This is a genomic window from Flavobacteriaceae bacterium (genome assembly GCA_014075215.1).
Classification (GTDB): Bacteria; Bacteroidota; Bacteroidia; order Flavobacteriales; family Flavobacteriaceae; genus Polaribacter.
In genome coordinates this window covers 4,133,268-4,145,793 of sequence record CP046177.1, presented here as the reverse complement: position 1 = coordinate 4,145,793, position 12,526 = coordinate 4,133,268, and the positions used below count along the sequence as shown (strand labels likewise).

The 12,526-nt window shown below is 35.4% G+C and carries 12 protein-coding genes and 1 pseudogene; 3 read left to right on the top strand and 10 right to left on the bottom strand.

Annotated features, from left to right (window positions below; genetic code table 11):
• Positions 1–10 precede the first annotated feature (10 nt).
• Positions 11–1,030, top strand: coding sequence for an RluA family pseudouridine synthase (locus tag GKR88_20575; protein QMU66443.1), 1,020 nt, complete (start codon positions 11–13; stop codon positions 1,028–1,030).
• A gap of 684 nt (positions 1,031–1,714) precedes the next feature.
• On the opposite strand, the gene GKR88_20570 is transcribed toward GKR88_20575, so the two are convergent.
• The 8 genes and pseudogenes from GKR88_20570 to GKR88_20535 form a co-directional block, all read right to left on the bottom strand.
• Positions 1,715–2,611 carry a hypothetical protein gene (locus GKR88_20570; GenBank protein QMU66442.1) on the bottom strand — a complete coding sequence of 299 codons (897 nt, stop codon included), beginning with the start codon at positions 2,609–2,611 and terminating at the stop codon, positions 1,715–1,717.
• A 24-nt stretch (positions 2,612–2,635) separates the two neighbouring features.
• Positions 2,636–3,058 (bottom strand): hypothetical protein, encoded by a 423-nt coding sequence (locus GKR88_20565; protein QMU66441.1) that lies wholly within the window; start codon positions 3,056–3,058, stop codon positions 2,636–2,638.
• A gap of 25 nt (positions 3,059–3,083) precedes the next feature.
• Positions 3,084–3,636: pseudogene (locus tag GKR88_20560) on the bottom strand (cell filamentation protein Fic).
• Between the two features lie 72 nt (positions 3,637–3,708).
• The gene (locus GKR88_20555) at positions 3,709–4,566 is read right to left on the bottom strand and encodes a hypothetical protein (GenBank protein ID QMU66440.1); all 858 of its coding nucleotides are present in this window, start codon (positions 4,564–4,566) and stop codon (positions 3,709–3,711) included.
• Positions 4,567–4,640: 74 nt separating this feature from the next.
• Positions 4,641–5,111 carry a hypothetical protein gene (locus tag GKR88_20550; GenBank protein ID QMU66439.1) on the bottom strand — a complete coding sequence of 157 codons (471 nt, stop codon included), beginning with the start codon at positions 5,109–5,111 and terminating at the stop codon, positions 4,641–4,643.
• A 30-nt stretch (positions 5,112–5,141) separates the two neighbouring features.
• A complete protein-coding gene (locus GKR88_20545; GenBank protein ID QMU66438.1) occupies positions 5,142–5,690 on the bottom strand; it encodes a sigma-70 family RNA polymerase sigma factor in 549 nt (182 codons plus the stop codon).
• Positions 5,691–5,774: 84 nt separating this feature from the next.
• Positions 5,775–6,476 carry a WYL domain-containing protein gene (locus GKR88_20540; GenBank protein QMU66437.1) on the bottom strand — a complete coding sequence of 234 codons (702 nt, stop codon included), beginning with the start codon at positions 6,474–6,476 and terminating at the stop codon, positions 5,775–5,777.
• 63 nt (positions 6,477–6,539) lie between these two features.
• Positions 6,540–6,917, bottom strand: coding sequence for a VOC family protein (locus GKR88_20535; protein QMU66436.1), 378 nt, complete (start codon positions 6,915–6,917; stop codon positions 6,540–6,542).
• A 150-nt stretch (positions 6,918–7,067) separates the two neighbouring features.
• On the opposite strand from GKR88_20535, the gene yaaA reads away from it, so the two are divergent.
• Positions 7,068–7,826: a peroxide stress protein YaaA gene (gene yaaA / locus GKR88_20530; protein ID QMU66799.1), complete on the top strand. Its 759-nt coding sequence runs from the start codon at positions 7,068–7,070 to the stop codon at positions 7,824–7,826.
• Between the two features lie 530 nt (positions 7,827–8,356).
• On the opposite strand, the gene GKR88_20525 is transcribed toward yaaA, so the two are convergent.
• Together GKR88_20525 and GKR88_20520 are read right to left on the bottom strand one after the other, a co-directional pair.
• Positions 8,357–9,781: an L-serine ammonia-lyase gene (locus tag GKR88_20525; GenBank protein ID QMU66435.1), complete on the bottom strand. Its 1,425-nt coding sequence runs from the start codon at positions 9,779–9,781 to the stop codon at positions 8,357–8,359.
• A gap of 85 nt (positions 9,782–9,866) precedes the next feature.
• A complete protein-coding gene (locus tag GKR88_20520) occupies positions 9,867–10,220 on the bottom strand; it encodes a DUF2853 family protein (GenBank protein QMU66434.1) in 354 nt (117 codons plus the stop codon).
• 199 nt (positions 10,221–10,419) lie between these two features.
• Between GKR88_20520 and dnaK the strand changes: the two genes are divergently transcribed.
• Complete coding sequence (gene dnaK, locus GKR88_20515) at positions 10,420–12,327, top strand: molecular chaperone DnaK (protein ID QMU66433.1); 1,908 nt, start codon at positions 10,420–10,422, stop codon at positions 12,325–12,327.
• The last annotated feature ends 199 nt before the right edge of the window (positions 12,328–12,526 follow it).

The following is a 12,526-nucleotide window of genomic DNA, read 5'->3' as shown; positions in this document are numbered from 1 at the left end:
CTATTTTAAAGTGAATGAAGAGAAATTAGACAACGAAAAAGCATACGAACATTATTGCTTTACAGCTCGTGAAGGACAAGCACCATTGCGAGTTGATAAATTTTTAATAAATTTTATAGAAAATGCCACCCGAAATAAAATTCAACTCGCTGCAAAAGCCGGTAATATTCTGGTAAATGAAGTTTCCGTAAAATCCAATTATAAAGTAAAACCCAATGATATTGTCCGTGTGGTTTTTTTCTATCCCCCTCATGAGAATTTACTGGTCGCGGAAGATATCCCTCTGGATATTGTTTTTGAAGATGCATCTCTAATTGTTGTAAATAAGCCGCCAGGAATGGTGGTACATCCCGGTCACGGAAATTATTCGGGAACCTTGGTAAATGGTCTTATGAATCATATAGAAAATTTACCTGTTAACGGCAATCATTACCCGGGTTTGGTACATCGCCTTGATAAAGACACAAGTGGTCTGTTAGTAGTTGCCAAAACAGATGCTGCTATGGCACATTTAGCTAAACAGTTTTTTTACAGGACTACCGAGCGTTTATACTATACCTTAGTTTGGGGTAATATTAAAGAAGATAAAGGTACCATTAAAGGCCATATCGGACGTAATCCTAAGAATCGGCTACAAATGGATGTATTTCCTGACGGCGAGTATGGAAAACCCGCCGTTACACATTTTAAAGTTATAGAGCGGTTGACTTATGTAACGTTCATTGAGTGCAAATTGGAAACCGGAAGAACACATCAAATCCGCGCTCATTTTAAACATATCGGGCATCCGCTTTTCAACGACGAGCGTTATGGTGGAGATCAAATATTAAAAGGAACTACATTTACCAAATACAAACAATTTGTAGAAAACTGTTTTCACGTGTTGCCCAGACAGGCATTGCATGCAAAAACACTGGGATTTACACATCCTATTACCGGAAAATTCTTACAATTTGATTCTGAAATTCCCGAAGATATGAAAACCTGTTTGGAGAAATGGCGTATGTATGCAGAACATTTTAAAGAATAATTATCCTATGCAAGGATTAACAGTACCCTGATGTACCTTATTTATATTCGCTCTTATATATAAAAAGAAAAATTATTGTCTTGGATAATTACAAATTATAGCTAATTCCTAACATTAGGACTCTAAGTAATATGAAAGTTTTTGTATCTGATATTAAATATTCAGAAAAAGAGCTATTCCTTTTAAAACCGGTATTGAAAAGATTGTTTGAGAAAACTTTATACGTCCATGCACTATTTTCCTTTCGGTATGAAAATGTGAAGCTAGCTATATCAAATCTATTTCTTTGATTTAATGCTTTGTTTTTATAATCGTACAGCGTGTAGTCAAAAGAAAAAATAAATCCCTTTGAAAAAATCATAATTTATTAATACAAAAGAACTACTATAGAACCTACAATATCCCATCTTAAACAAGACCATAGGGTAGCAAACAACTTCCTAAAAGGTCAGATGGGAGATAGTATCAACTTTATGATGGCCGCCGCTGGGTTCAACTTCAAAAAATTAATGAGAAAACTCAAACAAGAAATTCTTTGGCTTGTTCTTAATACCTTTGGTTACCTGTGCAAAAATTTGTTAGAGAAAAATCGGACACTAATAATAAAACCTAATCAACAAATAGCCTATTTTTAAGGGTTAACTATTTATTTGAAAAGTTTAAATCACTTCGTATTTAAAAATCTTATTTTCTTAAATTGATTAAATAACCAACAGTCAGAGAAAAGAAATTTGTCATATTTAAGTTTCCTTCATTTTCTATTGGCCTCGGCAGATTTAAGTTCCATCCTAATTCAATATCCCAAGAACTTGTAGTGAAAGAAACAGGGAGGTAAATTTGGGTATTCAATAATCCGAATGCTTCTGTAGTTACCAATATAGGAGGGACTCCTATTCGTGGCGGAACCATAAATGTAATGGCTTGCTCCGCAAATAGAAAATGTATTTGAGGGCGAAATTTAAATGCATGGTTTGTTTGTTTGCTCAATGTGAGATTCCCGTATATTCTCGAAGAAATTTGAATTGATTGACGGGTTCCGAACAGGTACGACCCTACGATGACCATTCCCAGTATTCTATTGGTATTTCTCACGCCAATAGTTGCATCTATTGAGTTGTTAAATGCATCAAAACCATCGCTGTAAAAAAATCGGGAGTAACTGATGTTATAGTGAAATTTGCGCGTTTTTCCAATGGTATTTCCATACCCTCCCGAGAGACTTACAAAATCCCAATTCGGGTTTTGTTGCTCATAGTATACCGAACTGACGGAAGCATTAAATCCGGAGGAACTATAATAGGAAATCTGCGGAATAAGGTTTTTTTGATCAATACCGGAATCTCTGCCGGCAAAAAAAGTATTGGAATTGAACGTGGTATTCGTATATAAAAAATCGTATTGATGGATTGAATTTAAAAGATCATCAACTAACTGCTCATCATTAAAAAAAAGCTCATCCAATAAACTATCAATTTCTTCATCATTCGTTGTCTCCTGGCTGTAAGAAATAAAAGAAGTTGCTATGGTAAAAAACAGCAACTTGATTACATTCGATTCTACTCTGAATTTACGGCAATTCATATATTCAAATCTTAACTCATCATTTTAATTACCACGTGATTTTTTTCTATTCCTTCTAGATCTTTCTATTCGGTTTTTTAATATTTTTCTCTGACTGTCAGTTAACGTTCTTCTAAATCTTTCTCTTGCTGTACGCAACCTGTCTTCCTGTCTTTTTACCAAAGTACGTTGCTGTTTCGTAAAAGAGTTCATCAACCTGTTTCTTTTTTCTACTTTACTCAGGTTTTTATCTACTAAAATTTGCAATTGTCCTTTGGTCAGCAATTTCTTCAATGCTTCACGATTGCTCTTAATCAGTTCTTTCTCTCTCCGTAATAATTCTTTTTGCTCCTTTGTCAACTCCTTTATAATCAGATTGTAATCTTTAGACTGTGCAAAAACTGTTTGAACATTTGCCAACCCTAAAAAGAGTAAGAAAAATAATGTTACTACGTTAGATGCTCTCATGATATTCTAGTTTTAAAACCGCACATTAATCATCATCTTTTTCATAACTCTCATAATAACAGGACTGTTCAATTCCTTTAAAAATCACTTCACGATTATCAACCTCTTCGGTCAAGTTGTCCGAAAAAGCACTCTAATCTCCAAAGTATTTACAGGACTTCTCTCCAATAGCTTGCAGATAGAGGGTTTTATCAACATACTGCCAATTAACGACTTTTTTCATCCTCTTCTTTAATATCATATCCAGCCATATACGCATCGTCCTTCCATTGCCTTCTATAAAAGAGTGTGCGATTGTTCATTTCCACATACTTAACAATAATTTCCTCATAGGTACTTTCGGGCATTTGTTCAATTTTTGCCAAAGCCTCATTTAAATAGAGAGCATTTGCAAACCGGAAGTTTCCTTTTGAAATATTTTGAGTCCGTATTTGGTCTGCAAAATCATATAATCCGTTGAATAGATATTTATGAATTTGCTGCAATCCCTTGATTGTGCCTACCTCAATTTTATGAATATCTCCGGATTCAAATAAACGGTAGGCACTTTCAAGGCTCTTTCTATCAATATTTTTCATTAATCACTTTTAATTGGGGTAGAAATTTCAAACGGTTTCTTTTAATTCTCCAAAGATACTAAAACGGCCTATTTAACTACAGTTTTCTTTTGCTACCCTTAATTCATCTTCACTATTGATGGTTTGTGTGGTTCCGTCTTGGTAAACAATTTCTACCGGAAAAACCAATTCGGGTTTTTCGTGAACTCCGGGATTCGTCTCATACCAAGCTCTGATTAAGGATCTATCGCCTTCGGTGTTTAATGTAATCACCGTACTGTCCGGCATCGTTACACTAAACGGGTATACCAAATCAAAACAACGTGTTGTGCTACACTCACCCCTAGCGGTTTCCAATTCGGTTTGATTACTGATCATAGCAAACGTACCGTCTTGATATTCAATTTCTATTGGAAACACCAAATCAGGTTTTTCATTTGCATCAGGGTTGGTTTCATACCAAGCTCTGATCAATGATTTATCGGATCTGCTTTCCAAAGTAATAGTTGTTCCATCAGGCATTACTACCGAGAAAGGAAACACTACGTGAAAACAACTTCTTCTACGTCCGTGCCTTGGTCTTCTCCTATCTTCTAACTGTCTGCCGGTTGTATCGTAATACGCGCGATTGAACTCTGAAGCCCAGGAACCTTCGGCAGTTACCAGCTTTACTTCATAACCCAGGTTAGCTGCCGAGCTTGCACTGTATATAACATCATTGGAAAAACCTTCACCCAAATCGTTTTGAGCGGTTGCAGGTAAGTCTTCAACTGTTATCGAAATACGATTTGTAGCATTTTCAATGGCAGCTATTAGATCTGCATCGCTCTGAATAACTTCTTCGGAATTTGAACAAGAAGTGAATAAAATTGATACCGCTAAAAGTGCAGTAAGCATCAAAAAAATAATACCTCTTTTTAAAAATTTGTTCTCTACATGGATAGATTTCATAATTGATTTCTTTAGTTATTAATAATCGTTTCTTCTTTCTTAGAACCCAAAAGTTTCAAATAGTTTGAAATGGGTTATAAAACAATGTGATTAAGTAAGCTTTCTTTTGCATAACTATCTATTAATGAATCTTCTACAAACAAAGAGTTTATAAAAATATTTTCCAGATCCTGTTCGGATTTTTCAGCTTCTACAAGAACTTCGCTTACCAAAATACCTTCGGCAAAAGCATCCACGCTATCGTCTTCCACAAACAAAGACGTTATCAAAATGCTATCAAAAGTAATTTCCGAGGTTTCCGTATGGGGCTTATTGACAAATTGAAGCCAAATGGTTAAAACCACTAATAAAGTAACAGAAGCTGCCATCTGAAATAATCTCCTCAGATAAAATACCTTAGTTTCTTTCTTTTCTGCTTTGATCAAATCTAAAATCGACTGTTTTGATTTAACAAAATAACCTTCCGGAACATCCATTCCCAGATATGCTTTATGGTGATCTGAAACAGTCCCTTTTCTTGTTCTTAAAAAATGTTCTCTACTCATATTGTATTAATTAGACCCGATTAGTTTAAATTAGTTTGTTTCCGTTAAAATTTTTTCTTCAATTATTTTCACAGTTGCATAATAGACAGACTTCAATGTACTCTCATTACTATTTAAAATATCGGAAATCTCTCTAAAACTCAAATCATCAAAATATTTCATCTGAAAAACTCTTCGTTGTTTTTCGGATAACCCTTCTATAATGTGCAGCAACTTTCCATGAAGTTTATCTCCGTCAAAATACTCGGATTGCTTTAGTGTTTTCAAATGATATACGGACACCTCTTCAATAGATGGAAACATCCGTTTTTTTTCTTTTTCCAAAAACCGTAACGATTCATTGTATGCTATCCTGAATATCCATGTTAATATTGTGCTTTTTCCTTCAAAGTTGCCGATACCCTTATATACTCTGATAAATGTATTTTGTATGACGTCATTGGCATTATCATGTGTATATACCATTTTTCGGACATACCAGTAGAGCCTCTCTTGATAGCGATCAAGGAGTTCTGAAAAAGCACGGTCTTTGTGCTTATTATTTTGAAGTCTTTTTAATAGCCCGGCTTCGCTATCCAACAGTTTGTGATTTGCTTCCTAAGATATATAAAATTTTAGACCTCAGAAACTACGAAAAAGTTTGTCTCTTAGCTAACTTAGAATTTATTTTTCCTTGTAATAGCAATCTGTAAAATAATTCTGTAAGTCAAATTTTCTGTCTTTAAATATTTCGTGTAAGATTTTGAAATGTTGAATTTTGTCAATTCGAAATGCCCTGTAATCATTTCTCAAATGACACCAGGCAATTAAAATCCATTTGTTTTGAATGGAATACATGGCGCAGGGTTCAATTTTCCTGAATGATGTCTCGGAACCATCTACTTTCTCATAATTGATTTCCATATAATGAAAATTGGTAATTGCCAATTGAATTTCAGAAAGTGCATTGCTATCAATGGTCTCAAAATCGTAGAAATAATTGTCCAGCACTAAAATTTTATCATGTAGCAATTCGCTTTTCTCCTGAACAGAGCTTCTAAAAACGGATTTGATTTTGATCAATGCTTCATTAAAATCTTCCACAAATGAGACATCCTTAGTCTGATTTACCAAATGTTGAGCAGTTATTAGTGCATTAGCTTGTTTTTCCGTAAATTGAACAGGAGCAACCGAATATCCGTCCATCAGGCTATACCCTCTGCCTTCAATTGAAATCACGGGAACTCCGGCTTCTTCCAGTTTTCTTATATCTCTATATATGGTTCTTACACTTACCTGATATCTTTTAGCCAGTTCGGTAGCGGTTAAGATTCGTTTTGACCTTAATAAGGTTAGTATGGATATAAGCCTGGATAACTGAGACATAAAACAAATATAGCGAACCCTTTTAATCCGGATTAAAAGAATTCGCCATTATAATAACGAATGTTAACTCATAGAATGCAGTGCTATTCTATTACCTTCCGTATCCGCAAACTGAGCAATAAACCCATGTTCATTAACGTTTGTTTTAGGCATGATAACAGTTCCGCCTGCCGATGTTACTTTTGAAAGCACATTGTTTAGATCATCACCTCCGTTTAAGTAAACCGTTGAGCCGTCCATTGACGGGTTGCAGCCGTCCATTTGCATAATAGCTCCGCCAACACCTCCGTTTTCTTCATCATAAGGAAATACTCCATATTTCATGTTTTTTTCAGGCATGTGATAATCTGTTATTTCTACTCCCAAAATTTGGTTGTAGAACTTCTTTGCTCTTTCATAATCTGTAACAGAGATTTCAAACCAGTTAATTGCATTTTTCATTGTTGATTATTTTTTAAAATTAAACTTGCAGCAAAATTATTTGCTCTTTTGACATCTTATGTCAGGGGTAGAAAAAAAAAGAACATCCGATTTATTCCTTTGAAAGTAGGTACAGTATTCATATTTTTACAGTATAATTCACATGAAGATATGAAAATCATTATTTCACCGGCCAAATCCTTGGATTTTGAAAGTAAAGTACCCATCTCTTTACATACCCAGCTTGTATTTTTGGAGCAGTCTAAAAAACTAAATAAGAAACTTCGTACAATTTCCAGGAAGAAATTAAGCGAACTTATGGGAATTTCTCCCGCACTTGCCGATTTGAATTACAACAGAAACCAGAACTGGCAGCCTCCTTTCACATTAGATAATGCCAGGCAGGCAGTTTATGCTTTTACGGGTGAAGTGTATCGTGGACTGGATATCAATTCGTTATCGGATGAAAAACTACCTTTATTACAAGAGCGTTTGCGGATTTTATCCGGATTGTACGGTTTGTTAAAACCTTTGGACCTGATTCAGCTATATCGCCTCGAGATGGGAACATCACTTAAAGTAGGGAGGCGAAACAACCTGTATAAATTTTGGGATGATACACTTGCAAAAGCATTGAATGATGAAATGCAGGACGGTGTTCTATTAATCAATTTAGCCAGCTCGGAATATTTTAAAGCAGTACCTGCAAAAGCGTTGAAAGTTCCTATGATTACGCCTGTTTTTAAAGATCTTAAAAATAGCCAGTACAAGACTATCATGACCTTTGCAAAAAAGGCACGTGGTTTAATGGTACGCTATATTGTAGATCATAATGTGAACACTTTAGATGAACTCAAAGGGTTTAATACGGAAGGGTATGGATTTAGCGAACCTATGTCTACAGAAACAGAACTCGTATTTATAAGATAATACTTATTAGAGAAGCCAATATAGGTGATGCTACTATCATTGCATTATTGGCAAGAATTACTTTTGATCAAACTTTGGGCATTTATTTAGGCAACGGAAAGACTTGTTAAACTATTTTGATAAAACATTTTCTGTAAAAAAATTACAAACTCCATTAAAAAAGAAAACAATACTTTTTGGCTTGTTTTCATAGGTGGCTCCCTTAGGGTATGCCAAATTAAAGCCTCCTTCTAAATTCGTAAAAAACAAGAATGTTTAACAACTACAGAAAATATATATTCTTAAGGAATTTTTATCTAAAAAAGTAGGGCGGCAGTTACAAGGCAAATTACTTAACAAGACCAAAGTAAAAGGAAGTAAACAGATTTGGTTATCCGTTTTGCATACCAATAAAAGAGTTATTGAATTTTACCTGAAAAACGACTTTAATGTGATAGGGAATCACATGTTTTCTATCGGAAATGAAGATTTTAAATTTATAGAAATATCAAAAAACCTCTTAACCATTATGATATATCCTGGATACCGATCTAGCAATCCGCCAAACCAACAGTAACGTCCAGCCCTCCTTCAGAAGTTTCTTTATAATTTTTGTTCATGTCTTTAGCCGTTTTCCACATGGTGTCAACCACAGAATCCAGTGATACCAGAGAATTTTGCGGATTTGTTTCCAAAGCCAATTCTGCTGCGTGAATTGCTTTAATAGCACCTATAGCATTACGCTCTATACAAGGAACTTGTACCAAACCTCCTATCGGATCACAGGTCAATCCCAAGTGATGCTCCATCGCTATCTCGGCAGCAACCAAAACCTGAGAAATTGTTCCGCCCAAAAGTTCTGTTAATGCACTCGCAGCCATCGCTGATGAGACCCCTATTTCTGCCTGACAACCTCCCATAGCTGCAGAAATCGTAGCATTCTTTTTAAAAATACTTCCTATCTCGCCCGCAACCAATAAAAATTTTTTGATATACTCAAAATTTGCGGTATGATTTTCTATCACCAAATAGTACATCAACACTGCCGGAATAACTCCTGCACTGCCATTTGTAGGTGCTGTAACAACTCTACCTAAAGAAGCATTTACTTCATTTACAGCTAATGCAAAACAACTCACCCATTTTAAGATCTCTCTGAATTTTACCTCTGTATTCCTAATAGCAGTAATCCATTCGAACGGATTCTCATAAACTGCATCTTTAATTAGTTTCCGATGAGTATCAAAAGCACGACGTTTTACATTTAGACCTCCTGGTAAAACTCCCTGTGTATGACAACCTGTATACATACACTCTAACATGGTATGCCAGATTTTTCGTAATTCCAAATCAATTTTCTGTGTTGATCTTAAAACCAATTCATTCTCATAGACCATTTCCGAAACTTTCTTACCACTATTCTTACCATACACCTCTAATTGAGTTGCTCTATTGATCGGATATGGAAAGTTTTGTTTGTTCTTTTTTATGTTTTCAGAGGCTCCATCTTTTTCCCGGATTACAAATCCTCCGCCAATAGAATAATAGGTTTCTTTGGACAGTACTTTGTCGTTCTCATAAGCGGTAAATACAATTCCGTTAGCGTGAAATGGTAAAAAATTCCGATTAAAAACCAAATTATCGTTCGAAAATTCAATTTCTTTTAACCCGTTAAACTTTAGTTTCTTAAAAGTCGAGATATCTTTAATAATGGTTTCTATTTCATTAACATCTATGGTTTCCGGATCTTCTCCACTTAAACCTAGCTGAATCGCAATATCAGTAGCATGGCCTTTACCTGTTAATGATAATGATCCGTATATATCAATTTTTAACCGATTCGTTTTGAAAAAAATATGGGTTTCAAGCAGGGTTCGGATCCATTCCTGAGTAGCACGCCAAGGACCTAAGGTATGAGAACTTGAAGGCCCTATACCTATTTTCAACATATCAAAAACACTGATAAATTGGGACATAAACTCAAATTATATAAATTCTAAATTCACCATTACGAATTTTTATCTCCTCAATATCAACCGGTTAAATTTAATTTTTGTGAAATTAATTTTTAGACTCAATATAATATCTCGATTCCCGGCCTAATTCTTTTACTAACAGGTAATAAATAATGGCTCGGTACTTATGTCTATTGGTTTTTCCCATTCTCAATGCAGCTTTCCGGATTATCCGGTCAAGGTTTTCAGAATCTTCCAACCCGAGTTTGCCAATTAAAAAATTTTGTTTTACGGTTCGTATTTCTTTCTCATCCGAACTGGAAACACATTCTGCATCTCTCTTAAATACGGATGGGCCTAAGCCTTTTACAATTTTCGTAAACAATTCATGGTCATAAGAAATCTTCAGTTCATCCATTATGGATTCATAAAATGCTACTTTTTCTTCAAACTTATTCATATGGTCAGTTTCATAAAAAATGGTAAATATATGACAATACAGCGTATAAAAAAACAAATATTATGTCATTGTGTCATTAAATTGGCTTTTAAAAGTAATTCAACTGACATTCGGTATCAAAAAATCAGATGGCATACAAATTGACTATTAGGTAAGCATTAGGACATGAAAAATTTAATTTAAGAAATAAATAATAATTATGAGTAAAATTATAGGAATCGACTTAGGGACCACCAATTCATGTGTTTCTGTGATGGAAGGTAATGAACCTGTTGTAATCCCTAACTCAGAAGGAAAAAGAACTACGCCATCTATTATAGCCTTTGTTGAAGGCGGAGAGCGTAAGGTAGGAGATCCTGCAAAAAGACAAGCAGTGACAAACCCTACCAAAACCGTGTATTCTATCAAACGCTTTATGGGAAATAAATTTTCAGAATCCTCTAAAGAAATAGGCAGAGTACCGTATAGTGTAGTAAAAGGTGATAATGATACACCTCGTGTAGACATTGACGGGCGTTTGTATACACCTCAGGAAATTTCTGCGATGGTATTGCAGAAAATGAAAAAAACTGCCGAAGATTACTTAGGGCAGGATGTAGCAGAAGCTGTAGTAACGGTTCCTGCATACTTTAATGACGCGCAAAGACAAGCTACTAAAGAAGCCGGTGAAATTGCAGGTCTGAAAGTAAGCAGAATTATTAATGAGCCTACGGCAGCAGCATTAGCATACGGTTTGGATAAATCGGACAGCGATAAGAAAATCGTAGTATTTGACTTTGGAGGAGGTACACATGATGTTTCTATCTTAGAACTCGGAGATGGTGTTTTTGAAGTATTGGCTACGGACGGAGATACACATTTGGGAGGTGATGATGTAGATGAAAAAATTATCAACTGGTTAGCAGAAGAGTTTAAGGCGGATGAAAATATGGATTTAAGAAAGGATCCCATGGCCTTACAACGCTTAAAAGAAGCTGCCGAAAAAGCAAAAATAGAGTTGTCAAGTACTACTTCTACGGAAATTAACTTACCTTATATAACCGCTACTGCAAGCGGGCCAAAACATCTGGTAAGAACATTAAGCAGGGCAAAGTTTGAACAACTAACTGACGATTTGGTAAAAAGAACCATTGAGCCTTGTAAAACAGCTTTAAAAAGTGCCGATTTGTCTACCTCTGATATTGATGAAATTATTCTGGTAGGAGGTTCAACACGTATTCCAGCTATTCAGGAAGCGGTAGAAAAATTCTTTGGAAAAGCACCTAGCAAAGGGGTAAATCCGGATGAAGTGGTTTCCTTAGGGGCTGCCATCCAAGGAGGTGTATTGACCGGAGATGTAAAAGATGTTCTTTTATTAGATGTTACGCCTTTGTCATTAGGTATTGAAACGATGGGAAATGTATTTACCAAATTAATTGAGGCGAATACTACCATTCCAACGAAAAAATCGCAGATATTCTCTACGGCAGTAGACAATCAGCCTTCAGTGGAAATTCATGTATTGCAAGGAGAAAGAGCTATGGCTGCGGATAATAAAACGATTGGCCGTTTCCATCTGGATGGGATCCCTCCGGCAGGAAGAGGAGTTCCTCAAATTGAAGTAACTTTTGATATTGATGCAAATGGAATTATTAAGGTATCTGCGTTAGATAAAGCTACTAACAAATCGCAGGAGATCAGAATTGAAGCTTCCTCAGGTTTGTCAGAGGAAGAAATCGAAAAAATGAAAGCAGAAGCAGAAGCCAATGCAGATGCTGATAAAGCTGCCAAAGAAACTGCAGATAAAATCAATGGTGCAGATGCAATGATCTTTCAAACGGAAAAGCAATTAAAAGAGTTTGGAGATAAATTATCCGATGACAAAAAAGAACCTATTGAAGCTGCTCTGGAAGAATTGAAAAAAGCACATGAATCTAAAGACCTTAACCAAATTGATGCTGCTATGGAAAAAATAAACGAGGCATGGAAAACTGCTTCTGAAGAAATGTATAAAGCACAACAAGAAGCAAGCGGAAATCCGGAAGGAGGAGCCCAGGGTCAGCCTCAGGAAAATTCTTCTACCGAAAGAGATAATGTAGAGGATGTAGATTTTGAAGAAGTAAAATAATCTAAATTTTTAGTATTAATAGAAAGAAGGTCATCAAAATAATGGTTTTTTGATGACCTTTTGTTTTACCGACTTTTTGCTTCCGTAGTGTTGCTATGCAACTCAAAAAAGCCTTCACCAGAGCTAAAAATTTCTTCTTTCTCGAAAATTTTAAATCCTCAAAACCAATAGGTTATTCCGGTTTAAAATTTCCTTCGGG

Bases quoted from the DNA above. Each gene is read 5' to 3' on its own strand.
- GKR88_20570 (QMU66442.1), bottom strand. From the start codon at position 2,611: ATGAATTGCCGTAAATTCAGAGTAGAATCGAATGTAATCAAGTTGCTG.
- GKR88_20565 (QMU66441.1), bottom strand. From the start codon at position 3,058: ATGAGAGCATCTAACGTAGTAACATTATTTTTCTTACTCTTTTTAGGG.
- yaaA (QMU66799.1), top strand. From the start codon at position 7,068: ATGAAAATCATTATTTCACCGGCCAAATCCTTGGATTTTGAAAGTAAA.
- GKR88_20520 (QMU66434.1), bottom strand. From the start codon at position 10,220: ATGAATAAGTTTGAAGAAAAAGTAGCATTTTATGAATCCATAATGGAT.
- GKR88_20550 (QMU66439.1), bottom strand. From the start codon at position 5,111: ATGAGTAGAGAACATTTTTTAAGAACAAGAAAAGGGACTGTTTCAGAT.
- GKR88_20525 (QMU66435.1), bottom strand. From the start codon at position 9,781: ATGTCCCAATTTATCAGTGTTTTTGATATGTTGAAAATAGGTATAGGG.
- GKR88_20555 (QMU66440.1), bottom strand. From the start codon at position 4,566: ATGAAATCTATCCATGTAGAGAACAAATTTTTAAAAAGAGGTATTATT.
- dnaK (QMU66433.1), top strand. From the start codon at position 10,420: ATGAGTAAAATTATAGGAATCGACTTAGGGACCACCAATTCATGTGTT.
- GKR88_20540 (QMU66437.1), bottom strand. From the start codon at position 6,476: ATGTCTCAGTTATCCAGGCTTATATCCATACTAACCTTATTAAGGTCA.
- GKR88_20535 (QMU66436.1), bottom strand. From the start codon at position 6,917: ATGAAAAATGCAATTAACTGGTTTGAAATCTCTGTTACAGATTATGAA.